General features: G+C 71.8%; 16 protein-coding genes and 1 pseudogene. 11 read left to right on the plus strand and 6 right to left on the minus strand.

The features are described from left to right. Positions 1-142: 142 nt before the first annotated feature. A complete protein-coding gene (locus ACH4NX_RS04335) occupies positions 143-1,765 on the minus strand; it encodes an amidase (RefSeq protein ID WP_398127005.1) in 1,623 nt (540 codons plus the stop codon). 237 nt (positions 1,766-2,002) lie between these two features. On the opposite strand from ACH4NX_RS04335, the gene ACH4NX_RS04340 reads away from it, so the two are divergent. The 3 genes from ACH4NX_RS04340 (at position 2,003) to ACH4NX_RS04350 (ending at position 4,550) form a co-directional block, all read left to right on the plus strand. Then, positions 2,003-2,434: an NfeD family protein gene (locus ACH4NX_RS04340; protein ID WP_351398949.1), complete on the plus strand. Its 432-nt coding sequence runs from the start codon at positions 2,003-2,005 to the stop codon at positions 2,432-2,434. A gap of 2 nt (positions 2,435-2,436) precedes the next feature. Further along, positions 2,437-3,483, plus strand: a complete 1,047-nt coding sequence (locus ACH4NX_RS04345) for an SPFH domain-containing protein (protein ID WP_351398947.1) — start codon at positions 2,437-2,439, stop codon at positions 3,481-3,483. 83 nt (positions 3,484-3,566) lie between these two features. After that, positions 3,567-4,550, plus strand: coding sequence for a TerC family protein (locus tag ACH4NX_RS04350; protein ID WP_351398945.1), 984 nt, complete (start codon positions 3,567-3,569; stop codon positions 4,548-4,550). Between the two features lie 348 nt (positions 4,551-4,898). Here the strand turns inward: ACH4NX_RS04350 and ACH4NX_RS04355 are convergent. Further along, positions 4,899-5,284: pseudogene (locus ACH4NX_RS04355) on the minus strand (DUF3152 domain-containing protein); the annotation flags it as partial. Here ACH4NX_RS04355 and ACH4NX_RS04360 point away from each other — a divergent pair. The 4 genes from ACH4NX_RS04360 (at position 5,226) to ACH4NX_RS04375 (ending at position 8,339) form a co-directional block, all read left to right on the plus strand. Next, the gene (locus ACH4NX_RS04360; RefSeq protein ID WP_398153345.1) at positions 5,226-5,924 is read left to right on the plus strand and encodes a hypothetical protein; all 699 of its coding nucleotides are present in this window, start codon (positions 5,226-5,228) and stop codon (positions 5,922-5,924) included. The pseudogene ACH4NX_RS04355 and the gene ACH4NX_RS04360 overlap by 59 nt on opposite strands. Before the next feature lie 76 nt (positions 5,925-6,000). Then, the gene (locus ACH4NX_RS04365; protein WP_398127003.1) at positions 6,001-6,174 is read left to right on the plus strand and encodes a hypothetical protein; all 174 of its coding nucleotides are present in this window, start codon (positions 6,001-6,003) and stop codon (positions 6,172-6,174) included. 21 nt (positions 6,175-6,195) lie between these two features. Further along, entirely contained in the window at positions 6,196-7,884 is a 1,689-nt protein-coding gene (gene ctaD, locus ACH4NX_RS04370) for a cytochrome c oxidase subunit I (protein WP_398127002.1), read from the plus strand. Next, complete coding sequence (locus tag ACH4NX_RS04375) at positions 7,881-8,339, plus strand: cytochrome c oxidase subunit 4 (protein WP_351398937.1); 459 nt, start codon at positions 7,881-7,883, stop codon at positions 8,337-8,339. Before ctaD ends, ACH4NX_RS04375 begins: the two co-directional genes overlap by 4 nt. Here the strand turns inward: ACH4NX_RS04375 and ACH4NX_RS04380 are convergent. From ACH4NX_RS04380 to ACH4NX_RS04395, 4 genes are read right to left on the minus strand one after another with little or no spacing between them, the layout of a single operon-like run. Continuing rightward, positions 8,267-9,880: a cytochrome bc complex cytochrome b subunit gene (locus tag ACH4NX_RS04380; protein WP_398127001.1), complete on the minus strand. Its 1,614-nt coding sequence runs from the start codon at positions 9,878-9,880 to the stop codon at positions 8,267-8,269. The genes ACH4NX_RS04375 and ACH4NX_RS04380 overlap by 73 nt on opposite strands. A gap of 55 nt (positions 9,881-9,935) precedes the next feature. Next, positions 9,936-10,286 carry a hypothetical protein gene (locus ACH4NX_RS04385; protein ID WP_351398932.1) on the minus strand — a complete coding sequence of 117 codons (351 nt, stop codon included), beginning with the start codon at positions 10,284-10,286 and terminating at the stop codon, positions 9,936-9,938. A gap of 35 nt (positions 10,287-10,321) precedes the next feature. Continuing rightward, on the minus strand, positions 10,322-10,675 hold the full coding sequence (locus ACH4NX_RS04390) for a DUF6479 family protein (protein WP_351398930.1): 354 nt from the start codon (positions 10,673-10,675) through the stop codon (positions 10,322-10,324). Positions 10,676-10,712: 37 nt separating this feature from the next. Further along, positions 10,713-11,117: a ChaB family protein gene (locus ACH4NX_RS04395; protein WP_398127000.1), complete on the minus strand. Its 405-nt coding sequence runs from the start codon at positions 11,115-11,117 to the stop codon at positions 10,713-10,715. 153 nt (positions 11,118-11,270) lie between these two features. Between ACH4NX_RS04395 and ACH4NX_RS04400 the strand changes: the two genes are divergently transcribed. The 4 genes from ACH4NX_RS04400 to ACH4NX_RS04415 all read left to right on the plus strand — a co-directional run bounded on the left by ACH4NX_RS04400 (position 11,271) and on the right by ACH4NX_RS04415 (position 16,261). Next, a complete protein-coding gene (locus tag ACH4NX_RS04400) occupies positions 11,271-11,648 on the plus strand; it encodes a four-helix bundle copper-binding protein (RefSeq protein ID WP_279562406.1) in 378 nt (125 codons plus the stop codon). A 351-nt stretch (positions 11,649-11,999) separates the two neighbouring features. Next, complete coding sequence (locus ACH4NX_RS04405; protein WP_398126999.1) at positions 12,000-14,219, plus strand: tetratricopeptide repeat protein; 2,220 nt, start codon at positions 12,000-12,002, stop codon at positions 14,217-14,219. 191 nt (positions 14,220-14,410) lie between these two features. Continuing rightward, entirely contained in the window at positions 14,411-15,988 is a 1,578-nt protein-coding gene (locus ACH4NX_RS04410; protein ID WP_351398922.1) for an NAD(P)/FAD-dependent oxidoreductase, read from the plus strand. Between the two features lie 81 nt (positions 15,989-16,069). Further along, a complete protein-coding gene (locus tag ACH4NX_RS04415) occupies positions 16,070-16,261 on the plus strand; it encodes a DUF2795 domain-containing protein (RefSeq protein ID WP_351398920.1) in 192 nt (63 codons plus the stop codon). Positions 16,262-16,281: the final 20 nt, after the last annotated feature.

The raw sequence follows: 16,281 nt of genomic DNA on the forward strand, positions 1-16,281 counted from the left end.
CGCCGCCGCCGGCCCGCCCGGGGGGGCGGCCCCCCCGCGCCCTGGGGGCCGGGGGGGGGCCCCCCCGGGGGCCCGGCCGGGGGGGGGGGGGGGGGGGGGGGGGGGGGGCCCCGCCCCGGCCGAAGGCCCGCGGGCGGTACGGTCAGCGACCGCTCGACCGGGGCGCGCCGGACGGTGACGTAGGCAGGTACCGAGGTGCTCGCCAGGCGTCCAGCCGGTGCTCGACGGCTGCCCCCAGGGACAGCAGTTCGGCGTCCCGGTGGTCGCCGGCCATCAGGAGCAGGCCGACCGGCAGCTCGCCCACGGATCCGGCGGGCACGGACAGCGACGGGTACCCGGCGACGGCCGCCGGGGTGGAGGACGGGATCACGTCGTTGTCGCCCCGCGCGCAGTCGGTCGTCCACGCGGGCGGATTCGCCGGGGAGGCGATGGCGTCCAGGTCATGCGCGGCGATGGTCTCGTCGATGGACCGCCGGGAGAGATCCGTCAACTCGGCGCGCATCGCCCGGTACTCGGGATCGGTGTTGGGAGGGGCCGCCAGCGCCTGCTCGAACAGTTCCTGACCGGCGAAACAGGTCTGTTCGGCCGGGTGGGCGCGGTTGAACTCGATCAGCTCGGCGAGGTTCCGGGGCCCGCCGCGGGTGGCGAGATAGGCGTCGATGTCCCGGTGGAACTCGCTCAGCAGCGCCGGGAACTCGAGTGCGGCGAGTCGCTCCTGGTACGGCGGGGTCACCTCGACGACCCGGGCACCCGAGGCGCGCAGTCGTGCCGCCGTCCGGGACATCAGGGCGTCCACCTCCGTGCCGAGCGACGGAAGCCGCCACAGGCCGATCCGCTTGCCGCGCAGAGCGCCGGGTCGCGCGGCCGCGTCGGTGAGGCCGAAGGCGCTGCCGGCACGCACGGTGTCACGCCCGCTGAGTACCGACAGGGTGAGCGCCGTGTCCACCACGTTGCGGGCCATCGGGCCGGCCGTGTCCTGCTCGGCGGAGATCGGCACGACGCCCGACTGGCTGACCAGCCCGAGGCTGGGTTTGTGGCCGACCACCCCGTTCATCCCGGCCGGGCACACGATGGAGCCGTCCGTCTCGGTGCCGATCGCCACCTGGGCCAGTGACGCGGCGAGCGCGGCGGCCGAACCGGAGGACGATCCGCAGGGATTCCGGTCCAGGACGTACGGGTTGTTCGTCTGCCCGCCCACCGCCGACCACCCCGACGTCGGTCTCGCCGCGCGGAAGTTGGCCCATTCGGACATGTTGGCCTTGCCGAGGATCACCGCGCCCGCCGCCCGCAGCCTTTCGACCAGGACCGCGTCCGTGTCCGGCGGGTCGCCGGCCAGCGCCAGCGACCCGGCGGTCGTCGGCATGTCGCGGGTGTTCACGTTGTCCTTGAGCAGGACGGGGATGCCGTCCAGCGGGCCACGGACCGTGCCGCGACGATGCCTGACGTCGCTGGCCGCGGCCTGTCGCAGGGCCGTCGGGCTGGTGCGCAGCACCGCGTTGATCCTGGGGTCGACGGCCTTGATCCGCCGCAGGTACGCCCGGGTCAGTTCCGACGAGGTCAGCGACCCGCGCTTCATGCGCGCCTGCAACTCGGGGATCGTCACCGTGTCGAGGTCCACTCCGTGGACGAGCCGCGCGTCGGCGGGCGGCGACGAACCGACGGCATCCGGTGCGGAGGCCTCCGCGAGCTGCCCCGGCGCACCCGCCGCCAAAAGGGGGACGAGGACCAGGGCAGCGGTCACCGCCGCGAGATTTCGCTTCTTCATGGGGCACAGCCCACTCCACGGCACCACGCGGCGCAAGGGGCCGTCTCATACCACGTTGCCCCCCCATGGCGTGACCAGGGTGATGCCCGGCCGAGCCGAACGGCGAAGCCGGCCTCGCGCATGTTCTTCGGGACAGACCAGTGACAGTACCGAATGAATTCTGTTTTCCTGTAAGCAGGCGAAAATAGAGGTATACGTCCAGCCATTCGCGCACCCGCACCCTCCAGGAGGGTCGTCATGGATCCATGGCTGATCTGGTTGATCGTCGCGGCGATCCTGATCGTGGCGGAGATCTTCACCCTCACCGCCGCCCTCGGAATGCTGGGCGTGGCCGCGCTGATCACGGCCGGATCCGCGGCGGCCGGACTCTCACCGCCTTTCCAGTTCGTCGTCTTCACCGTCGTCGCCACGGTCACCGTCTATTTCGTGCGTCCCGTCGCGCTGCGTCACGTTCTCCGGCCCCAGCCGGAGCGGTTCGGTGTCGACGCCCTGGTCGGACAGGCCGCGTACGTCGTCTCCGAGGTGACGGGCATGCGGGGCAGGGTCCGTATCGGCGGTGAGGAATGGACGGCCCGTTCCTATGACGAGACGCTGGTGATTCCGCCGGGAAAGACCGTCGACGTCATGGAGATCAGCGGGTCCACCGCCCTCGTCTACCCCCGGGAGTGACCATGGAAGCCTCGGCGTTTCTCGTCGCCGGTGTGATCGTCGCGCTTCTCGCGGTTTTCACCGTGGTGCGGGCGGTGCGTATCGTTCCGCAGGCCCGCGCCCGCAATGTCGAACGGCTCGGCCGCTACCTCCGCACGCTGAAACCCGGACTCAACCTCGTCATTCCGTACATCGACCGCGTCTATCCGGTGATCGATCTGCGGGAACAGGTCGTCTCCTTCAAACCGCAACCGGTCATCACCGAGGACAACCTGGTGGTCGAGATCGACACCGTGCTGTATTTCCAGGTGACCGATCCGCGCGCGGCCTTCTACGAGATCGCGAATTTCCTCCAGGCGGTGGAGCAGCTCACCGTCACCACCTTGCGCAATGTCGTCGGGTCCATGGACCTGGAGAAGACCCTCACCTCGCGCGACACCATCAACAGCCAGCTCCGCGGGGTGCTCGACGAGGCCACCGGCAAGTGGGGACTGCGAGTGAACCGGGTGGAGATCAAGGCCATCGACCCTCCGCAGTCCATCAAGGACGCGATGCAGAAGCAGATGCGGGCCGAACGCGACAAGCGGGCCGCGATCCTCGGCGCGGAAGGGCAGCGGCAGTCGCAGATCCTCACCGCCGAGGGCGACAAGCAGGCCGCCGTCCTGCGCGCGGAGGGCAACCGTACCGCCGAGATCCTCAAGGCCGAAGGGCAGTCCCGGGCCATCGACGAGGTCTTCCAGGCCGTGCACCGCAACGACCCCGACCCCAAGCTCCTGGCCTATCAGTACCTCCAGGTGCTGCCCCAGCTCGCGCAGGGCTCGGGCAGTACCTTCTGGGTCATCCCCAGCGAGGTCACCTCCGCGCTCCAAGGGGTGTCCCGCGCCTTCACCGAGGCTCTGCCGCAGTCGCCCGCCACCCGCGAGAAGCCCTCCGACGAGGGCGTCGCCCAGGCGGCCAACGACACCGCGCAGGCCGCGGAGGCCGCCGCCCAGGCCCTCGCCGACGCGGCCAAGGCCAACGGGGTGACGTCCGAGGCGCTGCGGCCCCGCCCGGTGACCGAGGACCGGTGAGCGGTGCCGACCGCCCCGGCCGGCGTCACATGGGGCACACTCGGGTGTAGGGGTGTGTCCCTGCGGATCATTGCGAGGCCCGCATGTTCGATGTGCCGTTCTGGCTCTGGATAGCCTTCGCCGCAACCGTGGTCGTGTCGCTCGTCATCGACCTGCTGGCCCACCGCGGCGCTCATGTCATCGGATTCAAGGAGGCGGCGGCCTGGAGCGCGCTGTGGGTGGGGCTCGCCCTCGTCTTCGGCGCGGTCGTCTTCCTCGTCCTCGGCACGACGGCGGGCACGGAGTACACGACCGCGTGGCTGCTGGAGAAGAGCCTCTCGGTCGACAACCTCTTCGTCTTCGCCCTGATCTTCGCCTATTTCAAAGTGCCCCGCGAATACCAGCACCGGGTTCTCTTCTTCGGTGTCATCGGCGCGCTGGTGTTCCGCGGCCTCTTCCTCGCCGCCGGCATCGCCGTGGTCAGCAGGTTCACCGCCGTTCTCTTCGTCTTCGCGGCCATCCTCTTCTACAGCGTCTACAAGATCCTCAAGGGCGAGGAGGAGAGCTTCGACCCGGGCAAGAGCTTCGCGGTCCGGCTCCTGCGCAAGGTCATCCCGGTACGGGACACCTACGCGGGCCAGAAGTTCTTCGTGAAGGAAGCGGGCAAGCACGTGGCGACGCCCTTGCTCGCCGTCGTCGCCGCGATCGAGGCGGCCGACCTGATCTTCGCCGTGGACAGTGTGCCGGCGGTGCTCGCCGTCAGCGACGACACCTTCATCGTCTACACCAGCAACGCCTTCGCCATCCTCGGCCTGCGGGCCCTGTACTTCCTGCTGTCGGGCCTGCTGGACCGCTTCCACTACCTGAGCAAGGGCCTGGCGCTCATCCTCGGGTTCATCGGCGTCAAGCTCATCCTCCAGGCGACGCACAAGATGGTCAGCCCGTCCGTACCGGAGATCCCGTCTCCGGTGAGCCTGGCGGTCATCGTCGTGATTCTCGCGGTGTCGGTGATCCTGAGCCTGCGGCACCCTGCCGACGGGGCAAATGAGGATAAAGTAGAGGCAAAAGCTTCCAAAAACTCTCACTGATGTGGACGTGAGGATCATGGGCAGTCACACGCGGCGGACAGAGACGACGCGGACCACGACGCGGGAGACCGCATCGCAGCAGACGCGGCAGACGGAATCGCAGCGTGGGGAGATCTGCCCGTCCTGCGGGCACCATGTCCCCGCGGAGATCAAACGACACAAGACTCTCGGGATCTACGTCCCGGAGTGGCACCCGGGCACCTGCCGGAATCCGGACTGCGCCTCGTCCGGGCCCGACCGGCGCGGGTGACTTCGCGGTTCATCCCGGCACGCGGTCGCGAGGGTGCCGGGCGCCGGCGTGGCGGCCCGTGCCTCGGTGTCCGCGAGCCCTGGCCGGCGCCCGCGCGCTCAGCCCACGGCCGGCCCGGTGACGGGCCGGCCCTCGCCGTCGTAGGGCCAGACATTGGTCCGGCACCCGTGCAGCCCCTTGATCTGCTGCATCATCACCGGGGCCGGCCGCCCGGCCCCGGGACAGCCCTCGTGGCCGTGACCGAGGAAGTGCCCGACCTCGTGGTTGATGATCAGAGCCGGTAGGACGTCACGTCGTCGGCGTAGTACTGCGTGGCCAGCAGCCACCGCTTGAGGTTGACCATGACGTCCTGGCCCACGTTGCGGTTGACCTCGCCGCCGGTGTCCAGACCGTACTGGCCGCATATGTCGTCCACCGTCGCCGCCGTGGCGAGCCGTACCCGGAAGTCGGACGTGCCGCCGGACACCCGCCTGAAGCCCACCTCCCGCCCCGTCCGGGGCGGGCGCGGCGCCCACGGCGGCACCCGACGCGGGCTCCCCCTCCTGCTCGCGGCGGCGCTTCTCCCGCTCGCCGCCTGCGGCATCCCCGCGACCGGTGTCGTCGAGGCGGGCGAACCAGCGACCGGTGTCCTGGAACCGGGCAGGACCCCCGCCCCGTCGAAGCCCGGGAGCGAGGCCGTGCCCGTCCCCACGGTCCTGGTCTACTTCGTCGCGAACGGCGCTCTGGCGGCGGTGCCCCGCCCGGCGCCCGGCGGGACCGACCTCGGCACCACCGTACTCATGCTGTTCGAGGGACCGGACGGCCCGGAACGGCGGGAGGGGCTGACGACCGGGCTGCCGCCGGCCTCCGTGGCACCCACCATCCGGACCGACGGAGCGGCGGTCGTCGTCCCACTGCCGCGCAGCGCCGGAAGCCTCAGTGACACGGCAGTCGACCAGCTGGCCTGCACGGTCGCCGTCGCCCGGCTGCGCCAGGACCCGGCGCTGGGCAGCGCTCAGGTGACCGTGGAGCAGCCCGGGGGCCGGCTGGCGGGCCGCTCCAGCGACGACTGCCCGACGGGCGGGCCCCGTGAGGCCGACGGGACGGGCAGTGACGAGGGGACCGACGGCACCGGCGGCGGCTGACGCCGGCCGGGCAACCCGGGGGAGTCGGCTTCCCGGCGCTGGAACCCAGCTCTTCGACGGCGATCGCGAGACCGCGGTGCACGCCGGGGGCGCCCGCCAGGTGGCCCATCCGGAGCGCCTCGGCAACACCCCCGCGCGCTACCGGCTCGCACCGCCTGAGCTGGTGGAACGCACCCGCGACGGCTTCCGTGCGCAGGAGGGGCCGGATGCCCGGCGCCTGCCCGGCGTGGCCGGACGCCTGGGCCCCTGACGCCTGGGTACCCTCCGCCGCATGGCGGTGGACAGGAGGACCGAGCCGCCGCGCCGGACACCGGCGCGGCCGCGGACGAACCGCACGCTCGGGCGGGCGCTGGCCCGGTGGGCGACGACGACCGATCACAAGGTGATCGGCAACCTGTACATGACGACGTCCTTCGGCTTCTTCCTCTTCGGCGGCGTCCTCGCTCTGCTGATGCGCGGCGAACTGGCCCGCCCCGGCCTCCAGCTGGTCACCAGTCACCAGTACAACCAGCTCTTCACCGTCCACGGCACGATCATGATGCTGCTGTTCGCCACCCCCCTGTTCGCCGGGTTCGCCAACGCGATCATGCCGCTGCAGATCGGCGCCCCGGACATGGCGTTCCCCCGGCTCAACGCGCTCTCGTACTGGCTCTACCTGTTCGGCGGCCTGACGGTGGTGGCCGGGTTCCTGACGCCCGGGGGAGCGGCGGCCTTCGGCTGGTTCGCCTACGCGCCGCTGAACAGCGCGGTGTTCAGCCCCGGCACCGGCGGTGACCTGTGGACCATGGGCCTGGTGGTGTCCGGTGTGTCGACCACGCTCAGCGCGGTCAACTTCATCACCACCATCCTGTGTCTGCGCGGCCCCGGCATGACCATGTTCCGGATGCCGATCTTCACCTGGAACGTGCTGTTCACGTCGATCCTGGTGCTGCCGGCGTTCCCCGTGCTCACCGCGGCCCTGCTCGCCCTGGAGGCCGACCGGAAGTTCGGCGCGCACATCTTCGACGCGACGAACGGCGGGGCGCTGCTGTGGCAGCACCTGTTCTGGTTCTTCGGCCATCCCGAGGTGTACATCGTCGCGCTGCCGTTCTTCGGCATCATCTCCGAGATCATCCCGGTGTTCAGCCGCAAGCCGATCTTCGGCTACGTCAGCCTGGTCGGCGCCACCATCGCCATCACCATGCTGTCCGCCGTGGTCTGGGCCCACCACATGTTCGCCACCGGGGCCGTGCTGCTGCCGTTCTTCTCGATGACGTCGTTCCTCATCGCGGTGCCGACAGGGGTGAAGTTCTTCAACTGGATCGGCACGATGACGCACGGCTCACTGTCCTTCGAGACACCCATGCTCTGGTCGATGGGCTTCCTGGTGACGTTCCTGCTCGGCGGCATGAGCGGTGTTCTCATCGCCTCCCCGCCCCTGGACTTCCACCTCACGGACTCGTACTTCATCGTCGCCCATCTGCACTACGTGCTGTTCGGCACGGTCGTCTTCGCCATGTTCGCCGGCTTCTACTTCTGGTGGCCCAAGTTCACCGGCAGACTCCTCGACGAACGCCTCGGGAAGATCCACTTCTGGACGCTCTTCGTCGGCTTCCAGACGACGTTCCTCGTCCAGCACTGGCTCGGCCAGCAGGGAATGCCGCGCCGCTACGCCGACTACCTGGCGGCGGACGGCTTCACCACGCTGAACACCGTCAGCTCCATCGGTGCCTTCCTCCTCGGCCTCTCCACGCTGCCGTTCCTCTACAACGTGTGGCGCACCCGCCAGTACGGGACGAAGGTCGGGCACGACGACCCCTGGGGCTACGGGCGTTCACTCGAATGGGCCACCGGCTGCCCGCCCCCGCGGCACAATTTCACGTCACTGCCCCGGGTCCGCTCCGAGTCCCCGGCGTTCGACCTGCACCATCCGGACATCGGCCGGCACGACCAGAGGCACGAGCAGAGGAAGCAGCAGTGAGGACCGAGGCCCGTCTGTTCACCGGCGTGGCGGCCTTCTTCGCCGTCACCGCCGCCGCCTACGGCTGGTTCTCCCAGGAGCCGGCCGGCACCGCCGCGCTGGTCCTCGCCTTCCTGATGGCCTCGCTCATCGCGTTCTTCCTGCGCGTGCAGTACCGCAGGCGCGGCCTGCGGGCGCAGGACCGCGGTGACGCCGAGGTCCTGGACACCGCGGGCCCGCTGGACTTCTTTCCGCCGCACAGCCCCTGGCCCGTCACGGCCGCACTGGGCGCGGTCGTCCTCGCGCTCGGCATCGTCTACGGCCTGTGGCTCGCGCTGATCGGGTTCGGCGTGCTCGCCCTGGCCGTGCTCGGCCTCGTCTTCCAGTACGCCGACCGGGACCCTCAGCGTTCCAACTCGCCCGAGGACGCCTCGCGCTCCGGCCCCGCCTCCTCCACGTCGACCCGGTCGCCGTAGTACCACTCGCCGAGCGTCGCCCGCAGCCGGCCCACGTGCGGTGCGTCCCCGTCGGCCGCCGCCGGCGCGAGCGGCTCCGGCTCCCGGCGCGACCGCAGCACGTACCGCTCCTCGGCGTCGAGGGGCTCGTGGCTCTCGACGTAGCCGCCCGCGAGTGTCTGCCGCAGCTCGCCCGTCTCCTCGCCCTCGGCCAGCCGCTCCCGCTCCCGCTCCAGCAACGCCGTGCAGACCCGCCTGGTCGCCATGAAGGAGACCGGCGGCAGCAGCACCAGAGAGATCCGGAACACCCAGGTCAGCAGATTCAGCGGGACGTCGAAGACATAGGAGAGGATGTCGTTGCCGCCGGCCAGGAGGAGAACCGCGTAGAAACAGATCGCGGCGACTCCCAGCCCGGTCCGCACGGGCTTGTCCCGGGGCCGGTCGCACAGATGGTGCTCCTCGTGATCGCCCGTCACCCAGCGCTCGAAGAACGGATACGCGTACAGCACCGCGAACAGGGCGCCCGGCAGCACGACCGCGGGCACCAGCACGTTCCACATGACGGTGTGGCCCGCCACCGCCGTCTCGAACGGCGGCATCAGCCGCAGCGAACCCTCCAGGAAGCCGACGTACCAGTCCGGCTGCGAGCCGAAGGAGACCATGTCCGGCCGGTAGGGGCCGTACGCCCAGATCGGGTTGATCTGCGCCACCGCCGCGAGCAGCGTCAGCACGCCGAAGACCATGAAGAACAGGCCCGCGGAGTTCGTCACGAACTGCGGGAACATCGGTTTGCCCACCGCGTTGCGGTTGGTGCGGCCGCGCCCCGCCCACTGCGTGTGCTTCAGATGGAACACCAGGATCAGATGCAGCGTGAGCAGCGCCAGCAGCAACCCGGGGACCAGCAGGATGTGCAGCGAGTACAGCCGCGGGATCACGTCCTCGCCCGGATACTCGCCGCCGAACACGAACATGCTGATGTACGTACCCACCACCGGGATGGACAGCATGATGCCCTGCGCGATGCGCAGCCCCGTCCCGGACAGCAGGTCGTCGGGGAGCGAGTAGCCGGCGAAGCCCTCCACGAGCGCGAGCAGGAACAGCGTCACGCCGATCAGCCAGTTCACCTCACGCGGCCGGCGGAACGCCCCGGTGAAGAAGACCCGCAGCAGATGCACTCCGATGGCCGACAGGAACACCAGGGCCGCCCAGTGGTGCGACTGCCGGATCAGCAGCCCCCCGCGGATCTCGAAACTGATGTCCACCGTCGAGCGGTACGCCTCCGACATGCTCAGTCCGAGGAGCGGCTCGTACGACCCGTCGTAGACGACCTGCGTCATCGACGGCTTGAAGAAGAGGGTCAGCCAGACACCGGTCAGCAGCAGTACGACGAAGCTGTAGAGGGCGATCTCGCCCAGCAGGAACGACCAGTGCTCGGGGAAGGCCTTGCGCAGCAGCCCCCCGCCCTCGGAGACGGGTAGCCGCCCGTCGGCCCGGTCGACGGTGCGTTCGGCCGCGTAGCGGGCCCGCGCACCCGCGCGGGCCCTTCTCCTCTTCAACAGCACGGCGCATGGGTTCCCCCGCGCCCGTGCCGGAAACTACGCCCCGAGCGGGTACGGACTACGTACGGTCACCCTTCGGCTTGCCCCGCTGGTCGGGTGTGCCGTGCGGCGGCGGGGAGAACGGCTGCGGGGAGGTCGCGGGCGTCACGGGGGAGCCCGTACGGCCCTGCCCCTGCTCCGGGCGTACCGCGCCCGGGTCGCCCAAGGACGGCTCCGCGCCGGACCGCAGCTGCTCCAGCCGCGCCGCCAGCAGCTCCGTGGCGGGCAGACGGTCGGCGTGCGACCTCTCGTATGCCAGCAGTTCCTCCACCTGCTCCGCGCCCAGCGAGCGGATACGGCTCTCCAGCCCGCCGATCGGCAGGTGGTCGTAGTCGGGCAACGGCAGGGTGTTGCGGGCGGGGTCCGCCATGGTTCTCACTTCCCTCTGTACGACATCCTCGGGGCTCAGCGCGCGCCCGGTCCGCCGCTGCCGAACGAACCGCTGCTGCCCTCGTCCCAGCGGGGCCGCTCCTGCCCGGGGGCGGTGTGGCTGCTCTGCTGCCCGAGGTCGTGCGGCAGCGTCCGCTCGTCGCTCTTCGGCATCTCGTCGGGCTCGCGCCGCTCCCGCGTCTCGTGGACGGGTCCCTCGTCGGGCATACGGGGCTGCTCCTCCGGGCGCGGCGGAGGCGACTCCCGGCGCTTTTGCCGGCTGCCGAACGCGAAAGCGCCGATCAGCAGGCCCACGACCACGACGGCCGCGACACCGATGCCGATACCGATCCCACCGGAAGCGGCCAGGTCCATCCATGCGTTGGTCATGCGGCGCGGGTACCCCCGGTCCACGTCGCCAACCCGCTCAGCCCGACCGGGACGCTCGCGTCCGCGAACGGTTGGCCTTGCGGATCGCCGTGAGCAGTTCCGCCTTCGTCATCCGCGACCGGCCCTCGACGCCCAGCCGCTTCGCGACGCCGTACAGGTGTTCCTTGGAGGCCTTCTCGTCGACGCCCTCGCCGCTGTGGCCGCCCTGTCCGCGGGGCCGTCCGGACCGCGGGTCGGAGGGGCCCTTGCGGCCGCCCTCCTTGCGCTCCCAGTGGTCGCCGACCTTCTCGTACGTGTGCTTCAGCGCCCCGTACGCCACCCGGTGGGCCCGCTCACCCTCGCCGTACTCCCGCACGGCCGAGTCGTGGGCCTCGATCCAGGTGCGCCGGGCCTTGCGGGGGGAGCGCTCGAGGGTCGACGGCAGTTCCTGTCGTCCCGGCATGTCGTGCACCTCCGTGTGCGGTCGACGTCATCGCTGTCACCAGCTTCACAAGGCTTGACGGGTGCCCGGCAGCCCACCCGGAAAACGGGCCGGAAGCCTTGGGAACACCGGGCCCGGCGGTTTGGCACCGTCCCCAGCGGCAACCCGCGCCATGTGACATCGACGACGACTTCCCAGCAGGAACTGTTCCGCTTCCTCGAAGACCGCTTCGCTTGTGCACAGGCGTGCACCGAGTGCGCACGGGCGTGCGCGCTGCGGGCGAGCCTCGTGGACCCGGACGGCACCGAGAACCAGGAGCTCGTACGACGCAAGGGCATCATGTGCGCGGAGGTCTGCGACGCCACCTGCCGGGTGCTCTCCGAGCAGAACCAGGTGGACGAGTCCGCGATCCGCGTCCAGTTGGAGTGGTGCCGGCAGGTGTGCCTGGAGAGCGCGCACGTCTTCGACGAGCACCCGGGCGCCGAGGAGAGCGCCCAGGCGTGCCGCGCCTGCGCCCGGGCCTGCGGGGAGTTCCTCGCCACCCTGCGCTGAGGCGCGGCGGCCGCCGGCGGACCGAGGCCCACCCGGCCCTCGCCCACCGGCCGAAGCGGCGGCGGATTCGCACATCCGGCGTACGGCCTCCTACCGCCGTACGCGCACGAGTTCTACGGCGGACCGGCCCCCGCACCCACCGCCGTCACCCGGAGTCCGCGCGCCACGGGCGCCCGCCGCCAGATGTTCCCGCACGTCCGCGCCGACAGCCGCCGCCCAAACACCGTCCGCCCGCCACGGCACGGCCCGGACCGGCCGCGCGCCCGGCACCGTACAAACTCGGACCATAGACCGCCATACTGGACCGGCCAGGGGAGGGCGGGGCGGACTGCTACGGGGGCGGGCAGCGAGATGGGGGACAGCACGCTGATCCAGGGCCGGTACCGGCTGCTGGAGCGAATCGGACGCGGCGGCATGGGTGAGGTCTGGCGGGCGAAGGACGAGTCCCTGGGCCGTCGCGTCGCCGTCAAGTGCCTGAAACCGCTGGGCACGCAGCACGACCACTCCTTCACCCGCGTCCTGCGGGAGAGGTTCCGGCGCGAGGCCCGGGTGGCCGCCGCGCTCCAGCACCGCGGGGTCACCGTCGTACACGACTTCGGCGAGTGGGACGGCATGCTGTTCCTGGTGATGGAGCTGCTGGAGGGCCACGACCTGAGCCGGCTCCTGGAGGACAACAAACATCATCCGCTGCCGGTCCCCGACGTCGTCGACATCGCGGAACAGGTCGCCTCCGCGCTCGCGTACACCCACGAACAGGGCATCGTGCACCGCGACCTGAAACCCGCGAACATCGTGCGGCTCGGCGACGGCACCGTGAAGATCTGCGACTTCGGCATCGCCCGGCTCGGCCACGACGTAGGCTTCACCGCCCGGCTGACCGGCACCGGCATCGCCATGGGCACCCCGCACTACATGTCGCCGGAGCAGATCGGCGGCGACGAGGTCGACCGGCGCAGCGACCTGTACTCGCTGGGCTGCGTGCTCTACGAGATCGCCACCGGCGTCCCGCCCTTCGACCTCGACGACGCCTGGGCGATCCTGGTCGGCCACCGCGACACCGAGCCCGAGCCGCCGCGCACCCACCGCGCGGACCTGCCCGCCTACCTGGACCGGATCATCCTGGACCTGCTGGCCAAGCGGCCCGAGCGGCGCCCGGACGACGCCCGCGAGCTGGGCCGCCGGATCACCGCAGGCCGCACGGTGCCGGCGTACGCGCCGACCGGGCCGGCATCCCGGACGCGGACGCCCCAGCCGGTCGGAGGGCGGGCCGTGCTGCCGTCCTGGACCCACGGCATGACCACCGGCCACAAGGCGACCGGCACCGGGCTGCGCTCCACGCCCCCGGACCCCGCCGCCGGCCTCTGCGGCGAGTGGATTCCGCGCCCCGCCGGCGAGGCCGCCGCGCCCACCCCCGACGAGCGGCCTGCCCCGGCGCCCGAGGCGGTCACCGCGCTGGCCGGGCGGCACAACGCGGGCCTGAGCCTGGGGCGGCTCGGCCGCTGGGAGGAGGCGGGCGAGGTGCACCGCGCGGTGGCCGACGAGCGCGAGCGCCTGCTCGGCGCCGACCACCCCGACACGCTCGCCAGCCGCTACGAGGTCGCCTTCACCCTCAGCCGCACCGGTCACGCGGCCGACGCCCTGCGCGTGTACAAACGCGTCGCCGAGGCCAGGATCCGGGTACTGGGACCCGACCACGCCGAGACGCTCGCCGTCCGCCAGGAGATGGCGTACGCCCTGGGACGGCTGGGCCGGCACGCCGACGCCCACCAGGTCTACACGTCGGTCCTCGCCGCCCGCGAGCGCGTCATGGGCGCCGACCACCCCGACACCCTGCGCTGCCGGCACAACCTCGCCTTCAACCTCGGCCGGCTCGGCCGCCCGGAGGACGCCCACCGCATGGCCCGCGAGGTGGCCGCGGCCCGTGCCCGTGTGCTCGGCCCCGACCACCCCGACACGCTCGTCACCCGCTACGAGGTGGCCTACGAACTGGGCCGGCTGGGCCGCTGGCAGGAGGCCCTCGCGACCTACCGGGAGGTCGCCGAGGCCCGCGGGAGGGCACTGGGCCCCGAGCACGCCGACACCCTCGCCGCCCGCTACGAGATCGGCATCAGCCTCGGCCGCCTCGGCCGCAGCGCCGAAGCGCTGGCGCTGTACGAGGAGCTGATCGACGACCGCGCCCGCGCCCAGGGCGCCGAACACCCCGAGACCCTGCGGGCCCGGCACGGCCTGGGCGTCAACCTCGGCCGGCTCGGCCGCTGGGAGGAGGCCCTCACCGAGTCCCGCGAGGTGTGCGCGATCCGCGAACGCGTCCTCGGCCCCGACCATCCGGACACCCTGGTCAGCCGACGTGAGGTCGCCGTCGGCCTGGGCTGGCTGGGCCGCTGGTCCGCCGCCCTGACCGAGTACCGCGGGGTCGCCACCGCCCGCGAACGCCTCCTGGGCCCCGACCACCCCGACACCCTCGCGGGCCGCGACGACGAGGCCCACTGCCTGGAACAACTCGGCCGGGGCGCCGAGGCCGTGGAGCTGTACCGCAGGGTGGCGGTACAGCGCAGAGCGGGAGCCCGCTGAGCCGGGACGGCGAGCCGGTCCGGCCCTGGACCGGCTCGCCGTCAGCCTGCCGTCAGCCGTCAGCCTGCCGCCGTCCGCCTGCCGCCTGCCGCCGGCCGGTCCGTGGGCTCCGCACCCGACCCCCGGGCACCGTCGGCCACCTGCCCACCGCACCCCTGGCAGCCCGCGCCCGCCCCGTGTTACCAAGAGCCATGACCCCGCCCACCGCGCCCCGGACCTCCCGCACCTACGACGCCGTCATCGTCGGCGGTGGCCACAACGGCCTGGTCGCCGCCGCCTACCTGGCCCGGGCCGGCCGCTCCGTACTGGTGCTGGAACGGCTGGACCACACCGGGGGCGCGGCCGTCTCCACGCGGCCGTTCGCCGGGGTCGACGCACGGCTGTCGCGGTACTCGTACCTGGTCAGCCTGTTGCCGAAGAAGATCGTGCGGGAACTGGACCTGGACTTCCGGGTGCGCGGGCGCCCCGTCTCCTCGTACACGCCGGCCGAACGGGACGGGCGGCCCACCGGGCTCCTCGTCGGCGGGGGCGAGCGCCGGACACGGGAGTCCTTCGCCCGGCTCACCGGCTCGGACCGGGAGTACACGGCCTGGCAGCGGTTCTACGCCATGACCGGCCGTGTCGCCCAGCGGGTCTTCCCGACCCTCACCGAGCCGCTGCCCACCCGGGACGAGTTGCGCCGCAGGGTCGACGACGAGGCGGCCTGGCGAGCCCTGTTCGAGGAGCCGATCGGCGTCGCGATCGAGGAGCACTTCGCCGACGACCTGGTCCGCGGAGTGGCCCTCACCGACGCCCTGATCGGCACCTTCGCCGACGCCCACGAGCCGTCCCTGAGCCAGAACCGTTGCTTCCTGTACCACGTGATCGGCGGCGGCACCGGTGCCTGGGACGTGCCGGTCGGCGGCATGGGCGCCCTCACCGACGCCCTGGCCGCGGCGGCGCGCGCCGCGGGCGCCGTGCTCGCCACCGGGCACGAGGCGGTGCGGATCGACACGGACGGGCGAGCGGCCGAGGTCACCTACCGTTCGGCCGACGGCGAGGGTGTGGCGGCCGCACGCCACGTCCTGGTGAACGCCTCACCGCGGGAACTGGCGGCGCTCACGGGGCAGACACCGCCGCCGCCCTCCGAGGGCGCCCAGCTCAAGGTCAACATGCTGCTGACGCGGCTGCCGCGCCTGCGCGACCCCGCGGCCGACCCGCGCGAGGCCTTCGCCGGCACCTTCCACATCGCCGAGGGCTACGAACAACTGGCCACCGCGTACGCCCGGTCCGCGGCCGGCGAACCGCCCGCCGCCCCGCCCTGCGAGATCTACTGCCACTCCCTGACCGACCCCACGATCCTGGGCCCGGACCCGGCCGCGAAGGGCATGCACACGCTCACCCTGTTCGGCCTGCACACGCCCGCCCGCCTCTTCACCCGGGACAACGACGCCGTACGCGGAGAACTGCTGAGGTCGACCCTCGCCCAGCTCGACACCCACCTGGCCGAGCCCCTCGCGGACTGCCTGGCGACCGACGCGGACGGGCGGCCCTGCGTCGAGGCCAGGTCGCCGCTCGACCTGGAACGCGACCTGCGCCTGCCCGGCGGCAACATCTTCCACCGTGAGCTGAGCTGGCCCCACGCCCAGGAGGGCACCGGCCACTGGGGCGTGGAGACCGGGCAGGCGAACGTACTGCTGTGCGGCGCGGGCGCGGTGCGCGGGGGAGGGGTCAGCGGGGTGCCGGGGCACAACGCGGCGATGGCGGTGCTGGAGCGGACGGCGAACTGACGGCGCATGTGTCGGACCGGGCTGGGTACCGCGACATAGCGGACATATCGTATCTTTCACTCGCACGACAAGGAGCCTGCCATGGCGGACCTCAGCCCCATCGACCTGCAGAAAGCCCTCAGCGGCATGGACTACCCGGCGGACAAGGAGGCGCTCGTCGACTGCGCCCGCAAGAACAAGGCCGACGGCAAGGTGGTGAGCCGGCTCGACGGCCTGAAGGAGAACAGCTTCGACGGACCGAACGAGGTCCAGAAGGCCGTCTTCAACGACTAGCGGGACACCGGACGGCGGAC

It is taken from the genome of Streptomyces sp. NPDC017225 (assembly GCF_044331465.1).
Classification (GTDB): domain Bacteria; phylum Actinomycetota; class Actinomycetes; order Streptomycetales; family Streptomycetaceae; genus Streptomyces.

Excerpts from the sequence above, each read along its gene's own strand:
- ACH4NX_RS04405 (WP_398126999.1), top strand. The coding sequence starts at position 12,000 with ATGGGGGACAGCACGCTGATCCAGGGCCGGTACCGGCTGCTGGAGCGA.
- ctaD (WP_398127002.1), top strand. The coding sequence starts at position 6,196 with ATGGCGGTGGACAGGAGGACCGAGCCGCCGCGCCGGACACCGGCGCGG.
- ACH4NX_RS04340 (WP_351398949.1), top strand. The coding sequence starts at position 2,003 with ATGGATCCATGGCTGATCTGGTTGATCGTCGCGGCGATCCTGATCGTG.
- ACH4NX_RS04350 (WP_351398945.1), top strand. The coding sequence starts at position 3,567 with ATGTTCGATGTGCCGTTCTGGCTCTGGATAGCCTTCGCCGCAACCGTG.
- ACH4NX_RS04395 (WP_398127000.1), bottom strand. The coding sequence starts at position 11,117 with ATGCCGGGACGACAGGAACTGCCGTCGACCCTCGAGCGCTCCCCCCGC.
- ACH4NX_RS04410 (WP_351398922.1), top strand. The coding sequence starts at position 14,411 with ATGACCCCGCCCACCGCGCCCCGGACCTCCCGCACCTACGACGCCGTC.
- ACH4NX_RS04415 (WP_351398920.1), top strand. The coding sequence starts at position 16,070 with ATGGCGGACCTCAGCCCCATCGACCTGCAGAAAGCCCTCAGCGGCATG.
- ACH4NX_RS04345 (WP_351398947.1), top strand. The coding sequence starts at position 2,437 with ATGGAAGCCTCGGCGTTTCTCGTCGCCGGTGTGATCGTCGCGCTTCTC.
- ACH4NX_RS04390 (WP_351398930.1), bottom strand. The coding sequence starts at position 10,675 with ATGACCAACGCATGGATGGACCTGGCCGCTTCCGGTGGGATCGGTATC.
- ACH4NX_RS04335 (WP_398127005.1), bottom strand. The coding sequence starts at position 1,765 with ATGAAGAAGCGAAATCTCGCGGCGGTGACCGCTGCCCTGGTCCTCGTC.
- ACH4NX_RS04385 (WP_351398932.1), bottom strand. The coding sequence starts at position 10,286 with ATGGCGGACCCCGCCCGCAACACCCTGCCGTTGCCCGACTACGACCAC.